The sequence below is a fragment of the Vibrio marisflavi CECT 7928 genome (assembly GCF_921294215.1).
GTDB lineage: Bacteria > Pseudomonadota > Gammaproteobacteria > Enterobacterales > Vibrionaceae > Vibrio > Vibrio marisflavi.
This window is the reverse complement of sequence record NZ_CAKLDM010000002.1, coordinates 16,855-41,143: the sequence shown is the minus strand read 5'-3', so window position 1 is coordinate 41,143 and position 24,289 is coordinate 16,855. Positions and strand designations below refer to the sequence as shown.

At 43.6% G+C, this 24,289-nt stretch carries 28 protein-coding genes and 9 tRNA genes; 25 read left to right on the top strand and 12 right to left on the bottom strand.

Annotated elements, in window-relative coordinates:
• Nucleotides 1-153: 153 nt before the first annotated feature.
• From metK to ruvX, 7 genes are all read left to right on the top strand, one after another.
• Nucleotides 154-1,305: a methionine adenosyltransferase gene (gene metK / locus L7A31_RS06985; protein ID WP_237360805.1), complete on the top strand. Its 1,152-nt coding sequence runs from the start codon at nt 154-156 to the stop codon at nt 1,303-1,305.
• A gap of 263 nt (nt 1,306-1,568) precedes the next feature.
• On the top strand, nt 1,569-2,366 hold the full coding sequence (locus L7A31_RS06980; protein ID WP_237360804.1) for a DUF2189 domain-containing protein: 798 nt from the start codon (nt 1,569-1,571) through the stop codon (nt 2,364-2,366).
• 76 nt (nt 2,367-2,442) lie between these two features.
• Nucleotides 2,443-2,955: a SprT family zinc-dependent metalloprotease gene (locus L7A31_RS06975; protein ID WP_435532909.1), complete on the top strand. Its 513-nt coding sequence runs from the start codon at nt 2,443-2,445 to the stop codon at nt 2,953-2,955.
• Nucleotides 2,956-3,016: 61 nt separating this feature from the next.
• Entirely contained in the window at nt 3,017-3,748 is a 732-nt protein-coding gene (gene rsmE / locus L7A31_RS06970; protein ID WP_237360802.1) for a 16S rRNA (uracil(1498)-N(3))-methyltransferase, read from the top strand.
• A 12-nt stretch (nt 3,749-3,760) separates the two neighbouring features.
• Nucleotides 3,761-4,708 carry a glutathione synthase gene (gshB, locus tag L7A31_RS06965; protein WP_237363524.1) on the top strand — a complete coding sequence of 316 codons (948 nt, stop codon included), beginning with the start codon at nt 3,761-3,763 and terminating at the stop codon, nt 4,706-4,708.
• Nucleotides 4,709-4,765: 57 nt separating this feature from the next.
• Complete coding sequence (locus tag L7A31_RS06960) at nt 4,766-5,329, top strand: YqgE/AlgH family protein (protein ID WP_237360801.1); 564 nt, start codon at nt 4,766-4,768, stop codon at nt 5,327-5,329.
• 67 nt (nt 5,330-5,396) lie between these two features.
• Complete coding sequence (gene ruvX / locus L7A31_RS06955; RefSeq protein WP_237360800.1) at nt 5,397-5,819, top strand: Holliday junction resolvase RuvX; 423 nt, start codon at nt 5,397-5,399, stop codon at nt 5,817-5,819.
• A 28-nt stretch (nt 5,820-5,847) separates the two neighbouring features.
• Here ruvX and L7A31_RS06950 read toward each other — a convergent pair whose 3' ends face one another.
• On the bottom strand, nt 5,848-6,951 hold the full coding sequence (locus L7A31_RS06950) for a PilT/PilU family type 4a pilus ATPase (RefSeq protein WP_237360799.1): 1,104 nt from the start codon (nt 6,949-6,951) through the stop codon (nt 5,848-5,850).
• A gap of 8 nt (nt 6,952-6,959) precedes the next feature.
• Nucleotides 6,960-7,997, bottom strand: a complete 1,038-nt coding sequence (locus L7A31_RS06945; RefSeq protein WP_237360798.1) for a type IV pilus twitching motility protein PilT — start codon at nt 7,995-7,997, stop codon at nt 6,960-6,962.
• A gap of 38 nt (nt 7,998-8,035) precedes the next feature.
• On the opposite strand from L7A31_RS06945, the gene L7A31_RS06940 reads away from it, so the two are divergent.
• The 6 genes from L7A31_RS06940 (at nt 8,036) to hemW (ending at nt 12,575) form a co-directional block, all read left to right on the top strand.
• On the top strand, nt 8,036-8,743 hold the full coding sequence (locus tag L7A31_RS06940) for a YggS family pyridoxal phosphate-dependent enzyme (protein ID WP_237360797.1): 708 nt from the start codon (nt 8,036-8,038) through the stop codon (nt 8,741-8,743).
• An 80-nt stretch (nt 8,744-8,823) separates the two neighbouring features.
• Nucleotides 8,824-9,642, top strand: a complete 819-nt coding sequence (proC, locus tag L7A31_RS06935) for a pyrroline-5-carboxylate reductase (protein ID WP_237360796.1) — start codon at nt 8,824-8,826, stop codon at nt 9,640-9,642.
• A 21-nt stretch (nt 9,643-9,663) separates the two neighbouring features.
• Nucleotides 9,664-10,224 (top strand): YggT family protein, encoded by a 561-nt coding sequence (locus tag L7A31_RS06930; protein WP_237360795.1) that lies wholly within the window; start codon nt 9,664-9,666, stop codon nt 10,222-10,224.
• A gap of 94 nt (nt 10,225-10,318) precedes the next feature.
• Nucleotides 10,319-10,747 (top strand): DUF4426 domain-containing protein, encoded by a 429-nt coding sequence (locus L7A31_RS06925; RefSeq protein WP_237360794.1) that lies wholly within the window; start codon nt 10,319-10,321, stop codon nt 10,745-10,747.
• A gap of 44 nt (nt 10,748-10,791) precedes the next feature.
• Nucleotides 10,792-11,388, top strand: coding sequence for an XTP/dITP diphosphatase (locus L7A31_RS06920; RefSeq protein ID WP_237360793.1), 597 nt, complete (start codon nt 10,792-10,794; stop codon nt 11,386-11,388).
• A 5-nt stretch (nt 11,389-11,393) separates the two neighbouring features.
• Complete coding sequence (gene hemW, locus L7A31_RS06915; RefSeq protein WP_237363523.1) at nt 11,394-12,575, top strand: radical SAM family heme chaperone HemW; 1,182 nt, start codon at nt 11,394-11,396, stop codon at nt 12,573-12,575.
• Nucleotides 12,576-12,643: 68 nt separating this feature from the next.
• Here the strand turns inward: hemW and glsB are convergent, their stop codons facing one another.
• Nucleotides 12,644-13,564 (bottom strand): glutaminase B, encoded by a 921-nt coding sequence (glsB, locus tag L7A31_RS06910; RefSeq protein ID WP_237363522.1) that lies wholly within the window; start codon nt 13,562-13,564, stop codon nt 12,644-12,646.
• Between the two features lie 87 nt (nt 13,565-13,651).
• Nucleotides 13,652-14,371 carry a tRNA (guanosine(46)-N7)-methyltransferase TrmB gene (trmB, locus tag L7A31_RS06905; protein ID WP_237360792.1) on the bottom strand — a complete coding sequence of 240 codons (720 nt, stop codon included), beginning with the start codon at nt 14,369-14,371 and terminating at the stop codon, nt 13,652-13,654.
• 194 nt (nt 14,372-14,565) lie between these two features.
• Here trmB and mutY point away from each other — a divergent pair, with 194 nt between their 5' ends.
• From mutY to L7A31_RS06845, 12 genes are all read left to right on the top strand, one after another.
• Entirely contained in the window at nt 14,566-15,642 is a 1,077-nt protein-coding gene (gene mutY / locus L7A31_RS06900) for an A/G-specific adenine glycosylase (RefSeq protein WP_237363521.1), read from the top strand.
• Complete coding sequence (locus L7A31_RS06895) at nt 15,639-15,911, top strand: oxidative damage protection protein (RefSeq protein WP_237360791.1); 273 nt, start codon at nt 15,639-15,641, stop codon at nt 15,909-15,911. The genes mutY and L7A31_RS06895 overlap by 4 nt, the downstream gene beginning before the upstream one ends.
• Before the next feature lie 90 nt (nt 15,912-16,001).
• The gene (gene mltC, locus L7A31_RS06890) at nt 16,002-17,135 is read left to right on the top strand and encodes a membrane-bound lytic murein transglycosylase MltC (RefSeq protein ID WP_237360790.1); all 1,134 of its coding nucleotides are present in this window, start codon (nt 16,002-16,004) and stop codon (nt 17,133-17,135) included.
• A gap of 103 nt (nt 17,136-17,238) precedes the next feature.
• A tRNA-Phe gene (locus tag L7A31_RS06885) sits at nt 17,239-17,314 on the top strand.
• Nucleotides 17,315-17,373: 59 nt separating this feature from the next.
• A tRNA-Thr gene (locus L7A31_RS06880) sits at nt 17,374-17,449 on the top strand.
• A gap of 6 nt (nt 17,450-17,455) precedes the next feature.
• Nucleotides 17,456-17,531 (top strand) — tRNA-Phe (locus L7A31_RS06875).
• A gap of 5 nt (nt 17,532-17,536) precedes the next feature.
• Nucleotides 17,537-17,612: transfer RNA gene (locus tag L7A31_RS06870), tRNA-Asn, on the top strand.
• 330 nt (nt 17,613-17,942) lie between these two features.
• Nucleotides 17,943-18,018: transfer RNA gene (locus L7A31_RS06865), tRNA-Phe, on the top strand.
• A gap of 44 nt (nt 18,019-18,062) precedes the next feature.
• Nucleotides 18,063-18,138: transfer RNA gene (locus L7A31_RS06860), tRNA-Thr, on the top strand.
• A 37-nt stretch (nt 18,139-18,175) separates the two neighbouring features.
• A tRNA-Asn gene (locus L7A31_RS06855) sits at nt 18,176-18,251 on the top strand.
• 21 nt (nt 18,252-18,272) lie between these two features.
• A tRNA-Thr gene (locus L7A31_RS06850) sits at nt 18,273-18,348 on the top strand.
• A 36-nt stretch (nt 18,349-18,384) separates the two neighbouring features.
• Nucleotides 18,385-18,460, top strand: a tRNA-Asn gene (locus tag L7A31_RS06845).
• A 276-nt stretch (nt 18,461-18,736) separates the two neighbouring features.
• On the opposite strand, the gene L7A31_RS06840 is transcribed toward L7A31_RS06845, so the two are convergent.
• The 8 genes from L7A31_RS06840 to mlaF form a co-directional block, all read right to left on the bottom strand.
• Nucleotides 18,737-19,465 carry a 1-acylglycerol-3-phosphate O-acyltransferase gene (locus L7A31_RS06840; RefSeq protein WP_237360789.1) on the bottom strand — a complete coding sequence of 243 codons (729 nt, stop codon included), beginning with the start codon at nt 19,463-19,465 and terminating at the stop codon, nt 18,737-18,739.
• Nucleotides 19,466-19,617: 152 nt separating this feature from the next.
• A complete protein-coding gene (gene murA, locus L7A31_RS06835; protein WP_237360788.1) occupies nt 19,618-20,877 on the bottom strand; it encodes a UDP-N-acetylglucosamine 1-carboxyvinyltransferase in 1,260 nt (419 codons plus the stop codon).
• A gap of 9 nt (nt 20,878-20,886) precedes the next feature.
• Nucleotides 20,887-21,141 carry a BolA family iron metabolism protein IbaG gene (ibaG, locus tag L7A31_RS06830; protein ID WP_237360787.1) on the bottom strand — a complete coding sequence of 85 codons (255 nt, stop codon included), beginning with the start codon at nt 21,139-21,141 and terminating at the stop codon, nt 20,887-20,889.
• Nucleotides 21,142-21,155: 14 nt separating this feature from the next.
• Nucleotides 21,156-21,464: an STAS domain-containing protein gene (locus tag L7A31_RS06825; protein ID WP_237360786.1), complete on the bottom strand. Its 309-nt coding sequence runs from the start codon at nt 21,462-21,464 to the stop codon at nt 21,156-21,158.
• Complete coding sequence (locus tag L7A31_RS06820) at nt 21,464-22,093, bottom strand: MlaC/ttg2D family ABC transporter substrate-binding protein (protein WP_237363520.1); 630 nt, start codon at nt 22,091-22,093, stop codon at nt 21,464-21,466. Before L7A31_RS06820 ends, L7A31_RS06825 begins: the two co-directional genes overlap by 1 nt.
• Before the next feature lie 43 nt (nt 22,094-22,136).
• Entirely contained in the window at nt 22,137-22,625 is a 489-nt protein-coding gene (gene mlaD, locus L7A31_RS06815; RefSeq protein WP_237360785.1) for an outer membrane lipid asymmetry maintenance protein MlaD, read from the bottom strand.
• 2 nt (nt 22,626-22,627) lie between these two features.
• Complete coding sequence (gene mlaE, locus L7A31_RS06810) at nt 22,628-23,419, bottom strand: lipid asymmetry maintenance ABC transporter permease subunit MlaE (protein ID WP_237360784.1); 792 nt, start codon at nt 23,417-23,419, stop codon at nt 22,628-22,630.
• Nucleotides 23,420-24,214 carry a phospholipid ABC transporter ATP-binding protein MlaF gene (gene mlaF / locus L7A31_RS06805; protein ID WP_237360783.1) on the bottom strand — a complete coding sequence of 265 codons (795 nt, stop codon included), beginning with the start codon at nt 24,212-24,214 and terminating at the stop codon, nt 23,420-23,422.
• Between the last annotated feature and the right edge of the window lie 75 nt (nt 24,215-24,289).

Sequence of the window (24,289 nt, the reverse complement as noted above, 5' to 3'; positions counted from 1 at the left end):
TGCATAAAATAGAACACACATTTGCAGAAAAAGGGGTTGTATTTCGCGTAACCAAAACTAAAATAGACGTCTAGATGTAGAAACCTCTACAATCAATTTATTGCATACAAGTGTTGAAATCACACTTTCTAATAACTAAACAACGGAGCTCTTATGGCTAAGCATTTGTTTACTTCTGAGTCAGTTTCAGAAGGTCATCCTGATAAAATCGCCGATCAAATCTCTGATGCGGTTCTTGACGCAATCATAGAGCAAGACCCTAAAGCTCGCGTTGCCTGCGAAACTTACGTAAAAACAGGCATGGTTATGGTTGGTGGTGAAATCACGACTTCTGCTTGGGTAGATATTGAAGAGCTAACTCGTCAAACTGTCCGTGATATTGGTTATGTTCACTCTGACATGGGTTTTGACGCAGACTCTTGCGCTATCCTAAACACCATTGGTAAACAGTCTCCAGACATTAACCAAGGTGTTGATAAGGCAGATCCAAAGGAGCAAGGCGCTGGTGACCAAGGTATCATGTTTGGTTACGCAACCAACGAAACTGAAATTCTAATGCCTGCACCAATTACTTACTCTCACCGTCTTGTACAAAAACAAGCGGAAGTTCGTAAAAATGGCACATTACCTTGGCTACGTCCTGACGCAAAATCTCAGGTTACTTTCCAATATGACCAAGGCAAGATTGTTGGTATCGATGCTGTCGTACTTTCTACTCAGCACTGTGATTCAATCTCAACTCCTGATCTACGTGAAGCAGTGATGGAAGAGATCATCAAGCCAGTTTTACCTTCTGAGTGGATTAATAAAGAAACTAACTTCTTTATCAACCCGACTGGCCGATTCGTTATCGGTGGCCCAATGGGTGACTGTGGTCTAACAGGTCGTAAGATCATCGTTGATACATACGGTGGTGCAGCTCGCCACGGCGGTGGTGCTTTCTCTGGTAAAGATCCATCAAAAGTTGACCGTAGTGCTGCTTATGCTGCACGTTATGTTGCGAAGAACATCGTCGCAGCAGGTCTTGCTGATCGCTGTGAAATCCAACTTTCTTACGCTATCGGTGTTGCTGATCCAACATCTATCATGGTGGAAACTTTCGGAACTGAGAAAGTACCTCATGAAGTAATCATTGGCGCTGTTCGTCAAAACTTCGATCTACGCCCGTATGGCTTACAAGAAATGCTTAACCTGCTTCAGCCAATTTATCAAAAAACAGCTGCATACGGTCACTTTGGTCGTGAAGAGTTCCCTTGGGAAGCGACAGATAAAGCTGAATTGCTACGTGAGTTTGCTGGTCTTTAATAGACATACAACAACTCATTTAGAGCAAATAATCTTTGATAAAACCCCTGCTGTTTGGCAGGGGTTTTATTTTTGACTAAAAAAGCACCAATAAATTTGTAATTTTTTAAAAGCACATCAATAGTTAAAAAAGTGTTAACTGTGCTAAATATCACTGTTTTGGCACCTTTAATCCACCAAGCATGAGCTAGCTGTCGAAAGTTTTGGTGAGCACCACCTTCTTTTAGCAGTTATTCCAATCCACCTCGAGCCAAGGAGGAAACATGCCTAGAGCGGTTGACCCTTCCAATATTGAAGACAAACAAAAAAGAGTATCTGACGAAGAGTACGCGAGAACTATTCCCTGTAATACTGTCAGTGTCTCTGCTCCATTCCACTGGTTGGCCCTTGGCCTACATGACTTTATTCGAATGCCATTAATCAGCGCTTTCTATGGCCTGTGTTTTACTCTGGCTGCGGTTGGAATTGTTTTGCTCGTTCAGTGGCAAGGCACTCATCTTGTCGTTTTACCTAGCTTGATCGTTTATATGCTTATTGGACCTTTTTTAGCATTAGGACTTTACGACGCAAGTTGGGAAAGAGAGAAAGGACATCAAGCGACATTACTTCACTCGATGAAAGCAATTGGCAGAAACTCTACCTCGCAATGGGCATTTGCTATTGTCTTGATGGTCGCGATGATCTTCTGGATGCGAATTGCTGCACTACTTCATGCATTATACCCTTCAGTTCAAGGGGCTCCTTTAATAGACTTCCTGCCTTTCTTGTTAATCGGATCAGCTATTGGCTTCGTCTTGGCAGTCGTGATCTTCACAATATCGGCGTATTCGATGCCGTTAATGATGGAAAGACGTGTAGACGTTATGACAGCCGTCTTCACCAGCTTCAACGCGGTTAAGACCAATATTCCTGCCATGATTGTTTGGGCGTTCATCATTTGTGGAGGCATACTGATTGGCTTTGCTACATACGGCTTAGGTATGTTGATCACTATGCCAATTCTTGGTTACGGTACATGGCATGCTTACCATGAGACCATCAAAAAGCATCACCATAAATAGAATTTGAACCCAATCTCCTTCTATTTATTATCTGAAATATGGTAAAAGTCCTTAGCGAAATGCTTAGGACTTTTTTATTAGAATGATCTCCCCGGAACTCAGCAGCAAGATTCACGACAAAATATGCCAATGTATTGCTAAGGCGAGACGTCATTTTCAATACCAATTTCAAATACCTGAAGTATCTTACAGGTTGAGAGGCAAAGCTGCTGGTAAGGCATTGTTGCTAAACAATCAAATTCGTTTAAATCCAATACTATTGATGGAAAACCAGCAAGCATTTCTCGATGAGGTGATCCCTCATGAGATAGCACATTTAATTGCATTTCATCATTTTGGCCGAGTGAAACCTCATGGAAAAGAGTGGCAGCACATCATGTTAGATGTCTTTCAAGTAACCCCTAGCACTACACACTGCTTTAATATCCAATCCGTACAAGGGAAAACTTTTGAGTATTCTTGTGGGTGCTCTACATTCACACTAACAATACGAAGACATAATAAGGTCCTGAGGAAACAAGCAAGTTATTCTTGTAAGAAATGTACCAAGGTACTGAAATATACAGGGGTTGAGTGTAATCAGGGTTGAATTTTTCTCAGTTCACTCCCATCTTATGGGTTACCCTATTCCGCAATAGCTAGTTTTTACCATGAGAATACCCCGAGTCTATCACCCTGAACCAATTAACCAGCTTGGAACACTACAGCTGTCTGAAGACGCTGCTGGGCACATCGCACGAGTATTACGCATGAAAGTCGGCCAGCAGTTGGTTCTTTTTGATGGAAGCGGACATGAGTTTCCTAGCACGATTACAAACGTCACAAAAAAACAGGTTGACGTTGAGGTGCAGGAAAAAGCGCACAAAGATATTGAATCACCATTAGATCTTCATTTAGGCCAAGTGGTCTCACGAGGTGAGAAAATGGAATTCACTATCCAAAAGTCTGTCGAGCTTGGAGTGAATACAATCACACCTCTACTCTCTGAGCGCTGCGGAGTAAAACTAGACACAAAACGTTTTGAAAAGAAATTGCTCCAGTGGCAAAAAATTGCGATTGCAGCCTGTGAGCAATGTGGTCGAAATGTTGTACCAACAATTCGACCTATCATGAGCTTAGAAGATTGGTGCGCTGAAAAAAGTGAAGCGCTAAAGCTCAACTTACACCCTCGTGCGAAGTACTCAATCAACACTCTTCCCGACAATTTAAATAAAGTCCGCCTACTCATTGGCCCTGAAGGTGGATTGTCAGAAGAAGAAATTGTAATGTCGAGAACACATCAGTTTGAAGAAACCTTGTTAGGGCCAAGAGTTCTACGCACCGAAACTGCAGCTCTGACTGCTATAGCCGCCCTACAAGTTCGCTTTGGCGACTTGGGATAACCGGAGATGACAATGATTAAACTTGGTATCGTGATGGACCCTATCTCGTCTATCAATATTAAGAAAGATTCCAGCTTTGCGATGATGCTAGAGGCACAACGCAGAGGCTACCAAATCCACTATATGGAAATGAATGATCTACACTTAGATCAAGGTACCGCTATAGCGGACACAAAAGTTGTAGAATTGAAGGATGATCCAAGCGGCTGGTATCAATTTAAGTCAGAGCAAACCATAGCACTGTCTGAACTTGATGCCGTATTGATGCGTAAAGATCCACCATTTGATACTGAGTATATCTACGCAACTTATATTTTGGAGCGCGCTGAAGAGCAAGGAACTTTAATCGTCAATAAGCCACAAAGCTTACGCGATTGTAATGAGAAGCTATTTACTGCTTGGTTCCCAGAGCTAACTCCGACAACAATTGTGACGCGTAAAGCGGATAAGATTAAAGCATTCCGTGAAGAACATGGTGATGTCATCTTAAAACCACTAGATGGTATGGGCGGTGCATCTATTTTCCGAGTTAAGGAAAATGATCCGAACGTATCGGTTATCATCGAAACTCTAACTAATCACGGACAAAACTACGCTATGGCGCAGACGTTTGTTCCAGATATTAGCAACGGTGATAAGCGTATTTTGGTGGTAGATGGGGAGGCAATGCCTTACTGTCTGGCTCGTATTCCTGCTAAAGGAGAAACACGAGGTAACTTAGCTGCGGGAGGAACAGGGGAAGCTCGTCCACTCAGCGAAACAGACAAGAAAATAGCGGAAGCTGTGGCTCCAACACTAAAAGAAAAAGGCCTGATTTTTGTCGGCCTTGACGTAATTGGCGATAAGCTGACTGAGATAAACGTAACCAGCCCAACATGTATCAAAGAAATTGAGGCCGCTTTCGACATCTCAATCACAGGGAAGTTAATGGATGCAATTGAGCGCCGTCTGCAGGCGTGAAAGCGAGATGCAGGGTGTTAAACCCTGCTCCTTAAATCTATTGGGATTGGAGTTACTATGAACCTTACAAATCATTTCTTAGTGGCAATGCCTGGTATGAAAGATCCCTATTTCAAGCATAGAGTGATCTATGTTTGTGAGCACAATGAAGAAGGTGCTATGGGGCTAATGATCAATGCTCCGATTGATATTACTGTTGGCGGTATGTTGGAGCAGGTAGATATAGAGCCAGTCCATCCTCAACTGCTGAAAGACAGCTTAGAGAAGCCAGTACTCAATGGCGGCCCTGTTTCGGAAGATCGCGGTTTCATTCTCCATCAACCAAAAGATCACTATGAATCCAGTCTAAATATGACTGACCAAATCTCAGTAACCACTTCGAAAGATATCCTAAGTGTGTTAGGCACCGAAGCAGAGCCCGATTGCTACCTTGTCGCTCTTGGTTATTCTGGTTGGGAAGCGGGCCAATTGGAATCGGAGCTAGCCGAAAACTCATGGCTGACAATAGAGGCGGATCCTGATGTCATTTTCAATACGCCAATCCACGAAAGATGGAAAAAAGCCGTTCAAATGCTTGGTATTGACTCCGCTCAGCTCTCCACACAGATCGGCCACGCATAACCATTTCTACCCAAAAGTGTGCTAGTCTCTAGCGCACTTTTCTTCACCCAAGATCAACGAGATTATTATGTCACGCACAATCATGGCATTTGATTACGGCACCAAAAGCATCGGCAGTGCAATTGGTCAAGAAGTCACAGGCACCGCTTCACCACTAAAGGCTTTCAAAGCTAAAGATGGCATTCCAAATTGGGACGAAATACAGACCCAGATAAACGAGTGGAAACCAGACTTAGTTGTCGTCGGCCTGCCTACAGATTTGCATGGTAAAGCGCTAGAAACCATTACTCCGAGAGCAAAAAAGTTTGCCAAGCGACTACATGGCCGTTTCGGAGTCACCGTTGAAATGCATGACGAACGCCTTTCCACCACAGAAGCTCGCTCAGAGTTATTTGAAATGGGCGGCTATAAAGCTTTGTCGAAAGGTAATGTGGATTGCCAATCAGCCGTAGTAATTTTGGAGAGCTGGTTTGAACATCAGTGGCAATAAAAATTAAAACTGATAGCGCACGAAAACCTCAATCCATGTCGATCTTTACATCACTCAATGTGGATTGTTTCTCCGAGCTTTGACGACTCTTTAGCATTATTCGCAAGTCGTTGGCTGAATCGGCATGATGCAAGGCATCTTCTTCACTGATAAGGTCATCGACCACTAACTGGTAGAGTGATTGATCAAAAGTTAACATGCCGTGCTCTTTCGACTTCACCATGGCCGCTTTTAGCTCGTGCAATTCACCACGGCGCAATAAATCTGATATGCGTGGAGTATTAAGCAAATTTTCAAACACTCCGTGTCGACCATTACCTTTCTTATCTCGCACCAATTGTTGGGCAACAATCCCTTTTAAATTGATAGACAAGTCAAACAGAAATTGATCTTTGCGCTCTTTCGACACCAAATGCAAGATGCGCTCAATGGCCTGATTGGCATTATTCGCATGGAGTGTCGCCACACACAAGTGGCCTGTTTCGGCAAAGCTCATTGCGTACTCCATCGTCTCACGATTGCGTATCTCCCCAATCAAAATCATATCTGGAGCTTGTCGCAGCGAGTTTTTCAAAGCCGTTTCATAACTCAGCGTATCCAAACCAACTTCTCGCTGAGTAACAATGCATTGGTTATGATCATGAACAAACTCGATTGGATCTTCAACAGTAAGAATGTGTCCTTGAGTATGCTGATTTCGATGGCCAACCATTGCAGCAAGTGTGGTGGATTTTCCCGATCCTGTTGCCCCAACCACCAATACTAAGCCCCTTTTAGCTAGAGAAAGATCACCGATAGCTTTTGGCAGCTTTAAACTATCAATTGTCGGGATAGTCGTTTCTATTCGCCGAATGACGGCTCCGGGCATTTCGCGTTGGAAAAAGGCACTGACTCTAAATCGGCCTTCATCTCGAACGATGGCAAAATTGGCTTCTCGACTCTGTTTAAATGTATCCCAATCTCCCTTGCTCATCGTTGATTGAAGCATGTTGATAAGAGTAGCCTCAGTAAGAGGCTCCCCCTGTGCAACCAAGTTTCCATCAATACGGAAAGAGACCGGCTTTCCGACTGTGATATAAAGATCAGACGCTTCACAAGCGATCATCTCAAGTAGACATTGATTGAAATCCATATTCACCCTTACATCGAACCTGAGTCAATCTCAACTTTCTTCTGAACCTCTTCCATATCAACTACCCCTTTGGCGAGTAATTGTTTGGCGTTTTGCTCCATGGTCACCATGCCGTGAGTCGCTCCGGTTTGAATAATGGAAAACATTTGAGCAATTTTATCTTCTCGAATTAGGTTTCGAATCGCGGGAGTGGCAATCATAATCTCATGACAAGCGACTCGACCTCCCCCAACTCTTTTAAGAAGCTTCTGAGCAATTACTGCTCGGAGTGACTCAGATAGCATGGAACGCACCATACCTTTATCTGCTCCCGGAAAAACATCGATGATTCGGTCAATGGTTTTAGCTGCAGAACTAGTATGAAGTGTGCCAAAGACTAAATGGCCTGTTTCAGCGGCCGTCAGAGCCAAACTAATGGTCTCTTGATCGCGCAACTCACCGACAAGAATAACATCAGGATCTTCACGTAGAGCACTTCTCAAGGCGTTATTGAAACTAAGAGTATCTCGATGAACCTCCCTTTGATTGATCAAACATTTCTTGTTGTTGTGCACAAACTCAATCGGGTCTTCAATCGTTAAGATATGCTTGTTGTGATGGGTATTAATGTAGTCGACCATCGCCGCCAATGTGGTCGACTTACCAGAACCGGTCGGGCCCGTTACAAGCACTAAACCTTTTTCATAATTAGAAACTTTTTCAAAAATATCTGGCGCATCTAGTTGTTCGAGAGTTGGGATATCAACAGGTATGGTTCTAAAAACTGCGGAGCAGCCACGCGACTGGTTAAAAGCGTTGACACGAAAGCGGCCAACATCAGCTAGCTGATAGGAAAAGTCCACTTCTAGTCTTTCTTCGAATTCACTTCTTTGGGCATCATTCATAATATCGAAAACTAAGTGATGTACTTCAGAATGCGACAGAGCAGGCACACCAAGCTTTCTTACTTCACCATCAATTCGTATCATGGGAGGAACACCCGCAGAAAGGTGTAGATCTGAGGCATTATGCTTTACACTAAAATCCAATAACTCAGCAATATCCATTTAAGTTCCTTAGGGTTTACTAACCTAGTAAAAGTGCCATGAGTAATATTCAACAAAATATCGAACATATCTCTTCACTGATCCATAGTGCTCAACAAAAGTGTGGACGAGCTCCAGACTCCGTGCAACTTTTAGCGGTCAGCAAAACAAAACCACTGGAAGACGTTATCCAAGCTGCGAAAGCAGGACAGGTTGCCTTTGGCGAAAATTACGTCCAAGAAGGCGTCGATAAAGTTCAACAAATTCAACAAATCGCCCCTGAGTTCAATCTTGATTGGCACTTCATCGGTCCCATTCAATCAAACAAAACCAAACCTGTTGCGGAAAACTTTGATTGGGTGCATACGGTAGACAGGTCGAAGATTGCGCAGCGGCTCAATGACCAGCGTCCAGCAGACAAAGAGCCCTTACAAGTACTCATCCAAGTAAATACGAGTGGCGAAAGCTCTAAGTCAGGCGCAACAGAAGCTGAAGTATTTGAGCTAGCAGAGTTGATTTCATCCCTGCCCAACCTCACTTTAAGAGGATTGATGTCGATTCCAGCGAACGTCACTGACTATCAGTCGCAGCTGGAGGCATTCCAACAGTTAGCTCAGATGAAAGAGAAACTGTCAGAGAAATTCGATCATATAGATACTCTGTCGATGGGCATGACTGGCGATATGGAAGCCGCCATTGAGGCAGGCAGTACAATGGTTCGCATCGGCACCGCTATCTTTGGAGCAAGAGACTATAGCAACCGATAGCGAACATTAAGTTAGTGACTCGAATTTTGCACCATGGGCAGAGTGCGTCTGCGCAAAGCAAAAGATTTAAAGGTAATAAAATGAACTACAAGAAAATCACCTTCGTCGGTGCGGGCAACATGACTCGCTCAATTATTGCGGGTTTAGTCGCAAGCGACTACCCTGCAGAGCTCATCACAGCAACAAATCCAAGCCCTGGTAAAAGAGAAGAGCTAGCCAATTCATTTTCTATTAATACAAGTAGCGATAACATTGCATCTGTCAAAGATGCTGAAGTTGTAGTGTTAGCGGTGAAACCGCAAATCATGCAAGATGTCGCAAACGAATTAAAGCAGCTAGATTTAACCAATAAACTGATCATTTCGATTGCTGCTGGCATTAAGTGCCAACGATTTAATGAAATGTTTGGTCAAACATTAAGACTTGTACGTGTCATGCCAAATACCCCATCATTAGTGGGACTTGGTATGAGCGGGCTTTATGCTGCAGAGAATGTTGATGAGCCTAACAAACAGTACGCGTCAGATTTAATGTCTGCAGTAGGTAAAACCTGCTGGGTGGAAGAAGAATCTGGTATCAATAATGTTATTGCAGCGGCAGGCAGCGCACCAGCTTATTTCTTCCTATTTATGGAAGCAATGCAAGCTGAAGCGATAGCACAAGGGTTTGACAAAGAAACTGCGCGCACGTTGGTGCAACAGGCAGCATTAGGCGCAGCTCATATGGTTGAAGCCAACCCTGAAACTGAGTTGTCTACACTGAGAGAGCAAGTAACGTCAAAAGGCGGTACAACCGCAGAAGCACTAAGAACATTTAACGAGCAACAGCTAAGCAGCATAGTCGCAAAAGCGATGCGAGCTGCGGTTACTCGTGCAGAAGAAATGGAAAATTTATTTTAACTTATACAGAAAGGGCCATTTATGGACGCATTTTTATTTCTGATTCGCACCGTTTTTGAACTCTATATTATGGTGGTGATCTTGCGCATTTGGCTTCAAGCCGCACGCGCTGACTTTTACAATCCATTTTCTCAATTCATCGTAAAAGCGACTCAACCAGTCGTAGCACCTCTTAGAAGAATAATACCTTCGATTGGTAGTATCGATATGGCGACATTGCTGTTTGCGTATGTGTTGTCAGTGCTTAAATTTGCAGTGATGAACCTTGTCGCTTCTGGTGGCGCAGCTGCTGGATTTAGCACTGGCTTGCTATTCATAGGTCTGTTGTCACTAATAAAAGCTGTTGGTGGATTGCTATTCTGGATCCTTCTTATCCGCGCAATCTTAAGCTGGGTAAGCCAAGGTCGCAGCCCTATTGAATATGTGTTCCATCAACTAACTGAACCATTCCTAGCGCCAATTCGCCGCATTATTCCAGTGATGGGTGGTTTGGATCTGAGCGTACTAGTACTGTTTATTTTGCTTCAGTTCCTCAACATGTTGATCGGTGGATTTATTGGTCCCGTTTGGTACCAACTATAATCTCTATCACAGAAAGCTCGTTTTCTAGCAGCAACAATAAAGAAACCATCCACTTTGATGGTTTCTTTTGTATCTACCGTATGGACACAACAATATGAAATGGATTACTGCACTCGTTATCTCACTACTCGCCTTCCCTTCTTGGGCTGAACAAGCTAAAACAATCAAAGACTTGGAAGTTCACTACTCGGCATTGAACTCGACATTCTTGACACCACAGATCGCTAAAAACTATAAACTCAAGCGCAATGGCTACACCGCTATTTTAAACATCAGTATTTTAGATCGCTCAAAAGCAGGCAAACCAGCAACAGAAGCTACGATAAATGCGACCAGCAAAAACTTAGTGGGTAACAGCAGAAAGCTCGCTTTCAATGAAATTAAAGAGGGTGATGCAATCTACTATATTGCGGAATTCCCAATTACCAATGAAGAGAATATTACCTTCGACATTAATATTGATGCTGGAACAAAGGGCGCAGGTACTATAAAGTTCAACCAAAAGTTTTATGTCGAAGAATAGCTGCCTAGTAAACTCCTGCTGGCAGAAATACATTGGGATCCATTATGAGCAAATTAGTTCTAGCTACAGGCAACCAAGGCAAAGTACGTGAGATGGCAAACCTTCTCTCTGAATTTGGTTTTGACGTGCGTGCACAAAACGAATTTAACGTATCTGAAGTGGCAGAAACTGGCACAACATTTATTGAAAATGCCATCATAAAAGCACGCCATGCTGCAATGGAAACCGGTCTGCCAGCCATCGCTGATGACTCTGGACTTGAAGTCGATTTCTTAAAAGGCGCTCCGGGTATTTACTCTGCTCGCTATGCAGGAGAAGGCGCTTCAGACCAAGATAACCTAAACAAGCTTCTTGAAGCGCTGCGCGATGTGCCTGAAGAGCAGCGTACAGCTCGCTTTCACTGTGTTTTAGTTTTTATGCGACATAAAGACGATCCAACACCAATCGTTTGTCATGGTAGCTGGGAAGGCAAAATACTAACCGAAGCCCATGGCGAGAATGGCTTTGGCTACGACCCAATATTCTATGTTCCAGAGACAAAGTGTGCTTCAGCTGAGCTTAAGCCTGAGCAGAAAAAACAACTTTCGCACCGTGGTAAAGCACTGAAAAAACTCTTTGCAGCTTTATCAGAGAAAGCATGATTGCGATGAAACTCATTCCACCACCACTCAGCCTATATATTCACATTCCTTGGTGTGTACAAAAGTGCCCATACTGTGATTTTAACTCTCATACATTAAAGGATGAGATACCAGAACAGCAGTATATTGAAGCATTGTTGGAAGATTTAGCGAACGATATTGAACGATACCGCCTAACTAAAAATTCAAGGCCATTAAAATCAATATTTATCGGTGGTGGTACCCCTAGTCTTATTTCGGCTCAGGGAATCCAATCGCTACTCAAAGGCGTTGAAAAGAAACTAGCCTTTTCTCCTGATATTGAAGTTACGATGGAAGCCAACCCAGGCACTATTGAAGCAGATAGGTTCGAGCAATATCGCGAAGCCGGTGTCACTCGAATTTCTATTGGCGTACAAAGTTTCGAGCAAGCAAAGTTAGAAAGTTTAGGACGAATACACGGAGAAGGCGAAGCGGTTCGCGCAGCCCAACTAGCCCATAAAATTGGCTTAAAGAGCTTTAATTTAGACTTAATGCATGGCCTTCCTGACCAAAGCATTGAGCAAGCACTTGCCGATCTTGATAAAGCGATTGAACTCGCACCACCACATTTGTCGTGGTACCAACTGACTATCGAGCCTAACACTCAGTTTTTCTATAAGACGCCGACACTTCCTGACGACGACGACCTTTGGGATATTTTCGAGCAAGGGCATAAGAAACTCACTGACGCAGGTTACGTACAATACGAGATTTCTGGTTACAGCAAGCCAGAATATCAATGTCAGCACAACCTTAACTACTGGCGCTTTGGTGATTATCTAGGTATTGGCTGCGGGGCACACGGTAAGGTTAGCTTTGATGATGGGCAGATTTTGCGTACCAACAAAATCAAACATCCAAAAGGCTATTTGGCAGCAAAAGATAACTTGGTTAAACCTTACCTAAATGAAGAAGCACCGGTTCTGGAAAAAGATAGACCATTTGAGTTTTTCATGAATCGTTTCCGTCTCATTGAAGCCTGCCCAAAGCAAGACTTTGTTGATACGACAGGCCTCACGCTTGAATCCATCTCCAGTACAATCAAATGGGCAGTAGAAAAACAGTTTTTGTCAGAAAGTGAGACGCATTGGCAAGTCACCCAAAAAGGTAAGCTGTTTTTAAATGATTTGCTCGCTGCGTTTGTCGCCGAAGAAGAAAGCGAATAGCAGCAGTGTAAAAAGCAAATGAGGCGCAAACAGCGCCTCACATAAAGCTCTTTATTCCTATTCTACGTTTAGAATATTGAACGACCAATCCGCTCTGAAAGTAGCTCTAATGCTTTAGTGCCTGCCAACGAGTTGCCAGATTCATCTAATTCTGGAGACCAAACAGCAATCGTCATATCACCCGGTACTACCGCGATAATACCGCCCCCAACACCCGATTTACCCGGCATTCCTACTCGATAAGCAAACGAGCCGGCACCATCATACAAGCCACAAGTCGCGAGCAACGCATTAAGTTGCTTGGTTTGGTTTGGTTCTAGAACTTTTTGACCGGTTTCGACGGAGACACCTTTATTCGCTAAATAACTATGCGTGATAGCTAACTCTTCGCAGCTGAGTTTCAAAGCGCAAGCATGGAAGTAGTTATTCAGCACAGGGATCACTTCATTACCGAAGTTACCAAAAGAGCGCATCAGATAAGCAATCGCAGCATTCCTATCGCTGTGCATCATTTCAGAAGCGGCAACCACTTTATCGTAAACAATATGGCTGTTGCCGGACAACTGACGTACAAATTCCAATAATCTCTGCCTTGGTGCAGATAAACGACCAAACAACAAATCTGAAATGACTATCGCACCAGCATTGATAAATGGATTACGCGGAATACCGTGTTCCATTTCAAGCTGAATCATCGAATTGAAAGCTTGACCAGATGGCTCCTTACCTACTCTCTGCCATATCTCTTCGGGCTTATACAAGCACATGGCTAAAGTGAGGCTTAGTACCTTTGAAATTGATTGTATCGAGAATTGCTCAGCAGAATCTCCTGCTCTAAAGACTTCACCCTCGTTAGTACAAACCGCAATACCCAGTTTGCTGTTTTCAACTTTCGCAAGCGCTGGAATATAGTCAGCGACTTTTCCTTGCCCAATTAATGGCCGAACTTCTTCTAGGATTTCAGATAAAATGTCATCGGTTGGTTTTATCATTAAAGTCTTAAGCTCCCAAAGAGTAAAAAGCCAACACGATAGGTTGGCTTACATCAAATCAATTAAAGAACGAAAAGATAAAGTCTATTGATTGCGTTTGTATTGAATATCCCACACACCATGTCCTAATCTGTGACCGCGCGCTTCAAATTTTGTAAGCGGCCTTGAATCAGGGCGAGGAACAAAGTGACCTTCCTCAGCTATGTTTTCATAACCCGGAGCTTGTTCCATTATTTCGATCATGTGCTCAGCGTAGTTTTCCCAGTCTGTCGCCATGTGGAAAATACCTTCGTTCAAGATGAGTTTACTTCTTACCATCTCAGCAAATTCTAACTGAACAATACGACGCTTGTGGTGACGCTTCTTGTGCCAAGGGTCTGGGAAGAACAGTTGCAATGTGTGCAGGCTGCCATCTGGAATCATATTCGCAAACACTTCTACTGCGTCATGACACATCACTCGAAGGTTAGTTAGACCTTCTTCCTTCGCTGCTGCGAGACAAGCACCAACACCCGGGCTATGAACCTCGATGCCAATGAAGTTTTTCTCAGGCGCGTTTTTAGCCATTTCAACCAATGATGCACCCATGCCAAAGCCAATTTCCAAAACTACAGGATTATCGTTACCAAATACTGTATTCCAATCAAGTAGCTGCTCTTGATAATCGATACCCATCGTCGGCCAGCACTCTTTCATCGCAGTTTCTTGACCTTTGGTCAAGCGCCCTTCACGACGAACGAAGCTTCTCACTTTACGTACAAGTTTGCCGTCTTCGGTGTATTCATTTGTGGTTACGTCACTCATTTTCTGCCTGCTTAAAAATTGGTCTTGCATTCGCGGATTTGTGATTATCCAAAGAAATGGCGTTGGTGCAAGTTTTTATCGAATTAGAAGCCGACAAATCGCTATTCCCCTACAAATTACTGGTTGTATAACGAGCCTAAAGTATGATGCAATTTCGCCCTCAAACGAATACACACTTCAAAGGCGAAAACTCTGTGACACCTTTTGCTTCCGCAATCCTTGATTGGTATGACGCTTACGGACGGAAAAACCTACCTTGGCAACAAGATAAAACTGCCTACAGCGTTTGGCTTTCTGAAATAATGCTACAACAAACCCAAGTAGCTACCGTGATCCCCTACTTTGAGCGATTTTTAGCTCGCTTTCCGACTGTGACAGATTTAGCCAATGCTCACCAAGACGAAGTATTACACCTGTGGACTGGCCTAGGGTATTACGCTCGCGCTCGCAACCTACATAAAGCAGCACAAATCGTTCGCGATGAATATCAAGGTGAGTTCCCAACCGATTTAGACTCAATGAATGCGCTGCCCGGTATTGGACGTTCGACTGCGGCTGCAGTGCTATCTTCTGTATACAAGAAGCCTTTTGCTATTCTAGATGGCAACGTCAAACGAACTCTTGCTAGAAGCTTCGCAGTACCAGGTTGGCCGGGACAAAAGAAAGTTGAAAATCAACTGTGGGCAATCGCAGAAGAGCACACGCCGGAATCGGATACCGATAAATATAACCAAGCGATGATGGACATGGGGGCAATGGTCTGCACACGCAGCAAACCAAAGTGCTCCCTATGTCCGGTAAGCGAGTTTTGTGCCTCCAACAAACAAGGAAATCAATTAGATTTTCCGGGCAAAAAGCCGAAAAAAGAAAAGCCAACCAAAGAAGTATGGTTTGTGATATTACATCACAACAATCACGTGTGGCTCGAGCAGCGCCCACCAACAGGCATTTGGGGAGGGTTATATTGCTTCCCTGAAAACAGCGATGCACAAATTTCAGCTCAGCTAGAAAGGCTCACAATACAGCCGGAAAATATTGTAAAACAGTCTCAGCTAATTTCATTTCGTCATACTTTCAGCCATTACCATTTGGATATTACGCCTGTTTTGATTGATATATCAAAACAGCCTGAAATGGTCATGGAAGCAAACCAAGGTCTTTGGTATAACTTATCTCAACCTAAAGAAGTCGGTTTGGCAGCTCCTGTTAAACAGCTGATTGAATCACTGCCACACGAACTTCCTTCCAATATTCATGAGGAATCACTATGAGCCGCACCGTATTTTGTGCCCGCCTAAATAAAGAGGCTGAGGGCCTCGACTTTCAACTTTATCCTGGCGATCTTGGAAAACGCATTTTTGACAATATCTCTAAGGAAGCGTGGGCACAGTGGCAGCATAAGCAGACCATGCTCATCAATGAGAAAAAGCTCAACATGATGGATCCAGAACATCGCAAACTCATTGAAACGGAAATGGTCAATTTCTTGTTTGAAGGAAAAGATGTTCACATTGAGGGTTACACCCCACCAAGTGAATAATTTCCTCTTATACTCAAAAGGCATCAATATTATAAATTTGGTGCCTTTTTTGAATAACATCTAGGACGGACAGGTAACGTAAGGGACAACATGAAGAGATTCATCTTTCTGCTTTCAGCAATCATGCTCACTGGCTGCAGCCGAGAGTTTGTCGAAAGTATGTATGATGTCAACTACGAGCCCACAAACCGTTTTGCTAAAAACCTAGCCCAACTGCCCGGACAATACACCAAAGATACCGCTGCTTTTGATGCTCTGGTAAACAGTTTTTCTGGCAATATTGAAAAGCGTTGGGGAAGCAAAGAAATACGAATTGCAGGCAAAAGCAATTATGTAAAATACATCGACAATTACCTAAGCCGAACAGAAGTTAACTTCAGTAAAGGCACCATAGTTGTCGAAACTATCGCTTCTACGGAACCAAAAGAGCACCTGCGCAAAGCCATCATCACGACGCTATTAACGCCTGACAACCCTTCTCAAGTAGATCTTTTCTCCTCAAAAAGCATCAAGCTTGAAGGGCAACCTTTTCTTTATAAGCAAGTTTTAGACGAGGATAACCAACCCATTCAATGGTCATGGCGAGCAAACCGTTTTGCCGATTATTTGATAGCTCATAAACTGAAGGTCAAAACAGTAGACTTTAAGAAAGCTTACTACGTAGAAATCCCTATGGTGCAAGACCAGATCCGTATTCGCAGTTATCAATACGCAAGTATCGTAAGAAAGGCATCCAGAAAATACGGCATTCCAGAAGATTTAATTTACGCTATTATTAAAACCGAAAGCAGCTTCAATCCATACGCAGTGAGCTGGGCTAACGCCTATGGACTAATGCAAGTAGTGCCGAAAACCGCAGGCCGAGATGTATTTAAGTTAGTCAAAAATCGTTCTGGACAGCCTTCGCCAGAGTATCTTTTCAATCCAGAAAACAATATCGATACCGGAACGGCCTATTTTTACCTCCTGAAAAACCGTTACTTAAAAGGTGTTCGCAACCCGCTCTCTTTAGAGTACAGCATGATCTCGGCTTATAACGGGGGGGCAGGAGGCGTGTTAAATACGTTTAGCCGCAACCGAACCAGAGCAATGAGAGATCTAAATTCACTGCAACCTAACCAAGTTTATTGGGCGCTGACTAAAAAGCACCCTAGTTCAGAGTCACGTCGCTACTTAGAAAAAGTTACTAAATTTAAAAAAGAATTTAACGCGAATAAAACCTAACTCTCATTTCTGTCTAAATTATCGCCACTCAAACAACATTTCGATGTTTTTTCAAAAAACAAGTTGACGTGAGAGCCGAAAATCCGTTTAATAGCGCTCCGTTGCCCGGATAGCTCAGTCGGTAGAGCAGAGGATTGAAAATCCTCGTGTCGGTGGTTCGATTCCGCCTCCGGGCACCACAATTTGGTGTTATCGCTTAATCATTATTGATTCAGCGCTAGTGCAAAAAATAAAGTGTGCCGACTTAGCTCAGTAGGTAGAGCAACTGACTTGTAATCAGTAGGTCACCAGTTCGATTCCGGTAGTCGGCACCATTTTTTGCCTCGATAGCTCAGTCGGTAGAGCAGAGGATTGAAAATCCTCGTGTCGGTGGTTCGATTCCGCCTCGAGGCACCATCTATTCCCCCTTAGTTCAGTTGGTAGAACGGCGGACTGTTAATCCGTATGTCGCAGGTTCGAGTCCCGCAGGGGGAGCCATATTAGAAAAAGCCGCAGTGAAAACTGCGGCTTTTTCGTTTCTAGTTTAGCTATCACGTGAGCACTGGTTGATTTTCCGCTTCGAAGAACGCTAGATCTGACTCTCGACTTAACTCATCTTGACTAGCATAGTATACCTCTCCGAATACCCCCTGCTAAAACACAAATTCATTAGCTACTGTTTACGTATGTTTTATCGCCATTTATCTATAGTGTTAGGGAACAAAATAGACAAAAACACTGTACTAAGTACATAAAAGCAACAAACGATACTTTTTTTGCAATTTGATGTTGACCTACACCACGAAAAACCGTTTAATACACCCCGTCGCCCGGATAGCTCAGTCGGTAGAGCAGAGGATTGAAAATCCTCGTGTCGGTGGTTCGATTCCGCCTCCGGGCACCACTATTTAATTTCAGTGCTGAAAGCATTGAAAAGAAATAAAGTGTGCCGACTTAGCTCAGTAGGTAGAGCAACTGACTTGTAATCAGTAGGTCACCAGTTCGATTCCGGTAGTCGGCACCATTTTCTACTTTTTAAGTAGACTGTTTGAAAGAACAATTCCCCCTTAGTTCAGTTGGTAGAACGGCGGACTGTTAATCCGTATGTCGCAGGTTCGAGTCCCGCAGGGGGAGCCATTTTAGCCATAAGGCAAATGTGCCGACTTAGCTCAGTAGGTAGAGCAACTGACTTGTAATCAGTAGGTCACCAGTTCGATTCCGGTAGTCGGCACCATTTTCTACTTTTAAGTAGACTGTTTGAAAGAACAATTCCCCCTTAGTTCAGTTGGTAGAACGGCGGACTGTTAATCCGTATGTCGCAGGTTCGAGTCCCGCAGGGGGAGCCATATTAGAGAAAGCCGCAGTGAAAACTGCGGCTTTTTTCGTTCTAGCGCCTAAAACTCTCATGTTAGCTAGATTAGCCAATTATTACTAAGTCTGTGTTCTGCACTCAATACTCGCCAAAAGCTCTCTAAGCGTTTAACTACTGGCATCATACCTTTTCAGCGCTCTACTTCGCTTCATACGCCATGCCGCCCTTAGGCAAGAAGGAAGTACAATAGACATTAAAAAAGCCAGCTAGTTACACTAGCTGGCTTTTTGTCTTCAGGTAAGGCTTTGCATTACTTTGCGTTATTACGCTCTGCAACCTCTTTGTCTAGCTCTTCGAGCTTTTCTTTCATCTGGGCTCGGCATGCATTAGTTAGCTTACGAACACCGGATTTATCGATGCCTTCCGTACTGATTTGAGGAAGTATTTCCACAATCACGTGTCCATTATTCCACTTATTCAGCTTAAGGTTTTTGGTCGAGCTACAGACGATAGGAGTAACTGGAACCTCAGCTCCAATGGCTGCATGGAAGGCTCCTGTCTTAAATGGTAGCAGTCCGCGCCCACGTGAGCGGGTCCCCTCTGGGAACATCCAAACAGACACATTGGTTTTCTTCATTGTATCAACCACTTGCCCTATCGTATCCATTGCTTTGGCTAGGTTTTTTCTATCAATCAGAATATTACCTGTTATCCAGTAGAGCTGGCCAAATAGCGGCATAAACGCCAAGCTTTTCTTACCAACGGTGACGGCATTAGGTGCAACAGCTGACGAAACCGTAAACATATCCCAGTTACTTTGGTGGTTGGCTACATAGATGCTCTGGCCACGATTGTAGTAGTCGTCCGGAGTGCGCAGCTCTAGTTTGATTCCATACACTCTGGACATCTTGGCAAACAAGCGGCCAAACGTAAAAACATGTTTTGGGTTTCTTGGGCTTAGTAAACAGTAACCACAACCAAAAACAAACATAAAAACAGCAAAAATTACTGTCACAAGGACACGAAATAATGCAATCATTTTCGTTCTCCAAAGGAACACAATAAAAAGAGCCGAAACCCTAGTTTCGGCTCACAATCAATTATTAGAGCTTACTTAATCGCAGCTTGGATAAGAAAGCTAACCTCTTCCAATTATTCAATCAAGTATAATTTGGACTATTAGAGGCCAATTTACTCTTTAAAGCGCTCTATATTAACACCTAGAGCAGAAAGCTTATCTTCTATTTTTTCATAGCCACGATCTATGTGATAGATTCTGTCGACAATCGTTTCGCCTTTTGCGATACAACCGGCAACAACTAAACTTGCAGAAGCTCTTAGATCCGTTGCCATAACCTGCGCGCCACTCAGCTTATCAACATCACCGAGAATCACTGTGTTTCCTTCAACTTCCGCTTTTGCCCCCATACGCATTAGCTCAGGTACATGCATAAAGCGGTTTTCGAAGATATTTTCAGTGATGACACCGCTACCTTTTGCAATCATATTCAGCAGAGTAAACTGAGCTTGCATATCGGTTGGGAAACCCGGGTGAGGTGCCGTTCTTATTGTTACAGCTTTCAACTCGCGATCTGTCATATCAACACGGATCCAATTTTCTCCTGTTTCGACTTTAGCACCAGCTTCTTCAAGCTTAGCTAAGACAGCCTCTAACAAGTGAGCATTGGTGTTAAGACAAGTAACTTTTCCGCCTGATACAGCCGCAGCGACTAAGAAAGTACCCGTTTCAATTCTGTCAGCAACAACAGAGTGACACCCGCCACCTAACTTATCGACACCGTCGATAACAATAGTGTCAGTGCCTGCACCTGATATTTTCGCGCCTAATTTATTTAGAAACTCAGCAGTATCGACAATCTCAGGTTCACGAGCCGCATTGTCTAGTACAGTTTGGCCTTCAGCTAAAGTCGCTGCACACATGATGGTGATTGTGGCACCCACACTGACCTTATCCATAACAATATGCGCGCCGCGTAAACGGCCATCAACTTCTGCTTTCACATAGCCATCTTCAAGCTTGATATTCGCTCCAAGCTGCTCAAGACCATGGATATGTAAATCAACTGGACGTGCACCGATAGCGCAACCGCCTGGAAGAGATACCTGTCCTTTGCCGAAACGAGCAACAAGAGGCCCAAGCGCCCAAATTGAAGCGCGCATAGTTTTCACTAAGTCGTATGGAGCACAATATTCGTTGATGCTACTTGGGTCGACATGCACAGAACCATTGCGAGACACCTTCGCGCCTAAACGCTGCAAAAGCTCCATCGTAGTGTCGATGTCTTTTAGCTTAGGTACGTTGCTAACCTCTACTGGCTCTTCCGCTAATATAGAGGCAAACAAAATTGGCAGTGCTGCATTTTTTGCACCTGAGATGGTCACTTCACCTGAAAGAGGTGCATCCGACCCAATAACACGAAACTTTTCCATCAATAAACCTTATAGCGACATTAACTTTTTATCTCTTGCCCACTCTTCTGGAGTAAAGGCTTTTATCGAAACTGCATGAATGTCGTTTCTTTGGATATACTCCATCAAAGGAGCATAGATTTTCTGCTGTTTTTTAACTCGACTCATGCCTTCAAAACAAGCGTCAACTGCTACCACTTCATAGTGGCTCCCCTCGCCTTTAACGTGCAGCTCTTCGAGTTTTAGCGCATCGTTTAAAATTTTTTCTACTTGTGTGCTGTCCACAGTCTTACCCTAAATTAATTCTGAATGTGCTCAGCCATAAGCGCTTGCACATTGCTCAGTTTAAACAAAGTGATCAGTTGCTCTGGCACGAAACTGAGCATTATATGACAATTTTGCTTTTTTGCATGCTTTACTAGTTGAATGAGCATAGCCATGCCCGCCGAATCCACCCTATTCACTTCATTGAGCTCAACTTCAACTCGGTTAGACGATGGTGTCCACGCTTTAGCAAATTGCCATAGGCTTGGCACTGACTCTCTATCAAGGGAGCCCGTTAGCTTTACCTTATTGTCACTGTCTTGTTTCCATTGCGGATGAGACATTATTTTTTACTCGCTGACTGAAACTGAATAGGTTTATCCGCTAATTTTTGCAGTCTTTGTGCTACTTCTAGAATACCTTGCTGTCGGATCTCTCCACTCCACTCCGATTGCTTACTTGAGAGCAAGCTGACGCCTTCTGCAATCATATCAAATGCAGACCACTGGCCAGTTTTTCTATCTTTTATCAGCTTAAATTCAAGCTGAATGTTTGGGCGAGGTGTATCAATAATATTGACCTTTACACTGACGATTCGACGGTTTTCGTCCATACGAGGTTTTGGCCCAAACTCTACAGTTTGATTGGTATATTGAGTCAGCACTTGCGCATATGAGCTCACTAAGTAGTTGTGGAACGCTTTAATGAAAGCCTCGACATCACTTCTCTTAGCACCACGTAAGTTTGGCCCAAGCAATTTAAGCGCAGCATAAGTTGAATTGACGTAAGGCATAAGCTCTTGTTCAACGATCACTTTCAATAGCTGAGGGTTTTCGTGAATAGCTTTTTGCTCTTTCTTTAAACGGGAGAAAGTTTGATTCGCCACTTCTTTCATCATCACATAAGGCTGAGTTTGGTCAATCTTTTGTGTTGAGGTCGTCGTATCAGCAAATGATGATACGGATACCATCATAACTAGTGCTGCAACAAAAATTTTCTTAAGTGAGTTCATCAAACTATTTACCCTTTGAATCTGAGCCGCCTGCGTTGTACAGGAACTGGCCAATTAAATCTTCTAAAATCATAGCTGACTTGGTGTCTTCTACCGTGTCGCCATTTTTCAGCATCGTGTTGTCATCTGGAGTAATAAAGCCGGGAATAAGGCTAACGTATTGCTCTCCGATCAACCCAGACGTCAATATCTGCAAACTTGAAGTTTCTGGGAACTGGTTATACTTGCTATTAATTGACATTTTCACCAACGGTAAAAGCGTTTTGGGATCCAATGTAATACTAGAAACTCGTCCAATAACGACACCACCAACTTTTACTGGCGCTCGAACCTTCAAACTTCCAATATTGTCAAACTCGGCATTCAAAGTGTAAGTATCACTTGAGCCAAAGCTCTTGACGTCAGCGACTTGAAAAATCATGACAAGAATTGCGCAAATACCAGCAAGTACAAAGATGCCGACAAATAATTCTGTTTTACGTGTTTGTTGCATGTTTAATTCCCAAACATCAAAGCTGTTAGTACAAAGTCTAGCGCTAATACTGCTAGAGAGGAGTGCACCACGGTGCGAGTTGTTGCTCGACTGATTCCTTCAGAAGTTGGAATTGCATCGTAGCCATTATATAAAGCGATCCAAGTGACAGTGAAAGCAAACACAATGCACTTGATTAAGCTGTTTCCGATATCATAGCCAAGGCGCACTGAGTCTTGCATGGTGGACCAAAATGTTCCTGGGTCGATCCCTTTCCAATCAACACCAACTATTTGGCCTCCCCATATCCCTACCGCGATAAAAATCATGGCAAGAAGAGGCATTGAAATAAGACCTGCCCAAAGTCTAGGAGCAACAATTCGCTTCAAAGGATCAACGGCCATCATCTCTAGGCTAGAAAGTTGTTCTGTCGCTTTCATCAAGCCAATTTCAGCAGTTAATGCTGAGCCAGCTCGACCGGCAAAAAGCAAAGCCGTCACTACAGGACCTAACTCCCTTAAAAGAGATAACGCGACCATTTGACCTAGGTTTCCTTCTGCACTGTAATCCACCAGCACAATGTAGCCCTGTAAACTCAAGACCATACCGATGAACAAACCAGAGACAACGATAATTGCGAGAGATTGAACACCGACGCTATATAGCTGCTTGGTAAGTAGAGGAAAGTTTTTTATAGGACGCGGCCTAGTGAGAATCGCCCCCAACAGCATCATAGTAGCTCTGCCATATGATTCGCATGTGCCCAACGCTTTTCGGCCCAACGACGCTGTAAACATGGTTAGTTTGTTCAGCATTTAGAACAAGTCCTTTTCTAATGATTTTGCAGGGAAACGGAACGGCACTGGGCCATCAGCTTCACCTAACAAAAACTGTTTAACTCTAGGATCCTGATTATTTTCAAGCTCTTCAGGCGTACCGCTAGCGATAATCTTGCCATCTGCAAGCAAATAGACCCAATCAGCGATGCTCATTACTTCTGGCACATCATGCGAAACCACGATAGAAGTAACGCCAAGGGCTTGATTTAAGTTTCGGATTAACTCAACCAAAACCCCCATAGTGATAGGATCTTGCCCAACAAATGGTTCGTCATACATTATCAGCTCTGGGTCGAGAGCAATTGCCCTTGCAAGAGCAGCTCTTCGTGCCATTCCACCTGATAGCTCACTAGGCATAAGGTTCGCTGCGCCCCGCAACCCAACAGCTTCTAGTTTAAGTAGCACTAACGTACGAATGGTTGTTTCATCTAAAGCAGTATGCTCGCGAAGTGGATAAGCAACGTTATCGTAAACCGTTAGGTCAGTGAAAAGTGCGCCAGATTGGAACAACATGCTCATTTTTTTGCGAGCTTGATATAACTTTTTTCGACTCAATGTCGGTATATTATCGCCATCAAAAATAACCTCTCCACTATCAGGAAGGAGCTGGCCTCCAACTAACCTTAGTAGGGTTGTTTTCCCAATACCAGATGGCCCCATGATAGCGGTGATCTTTCCTTTGGGAACTTGTAGGCTGATATCATCGAATATCTTGCGCTCCGCTCGGGAAAAGCTTAGGTTATTTATCGTGACTAAATCTTCAGTTGACATAGTGACTTTACACGCCCCCTACATTTACTATGCGTAAGACTCGGCAATCATAAGCACAATAGATGTGAATTAAAA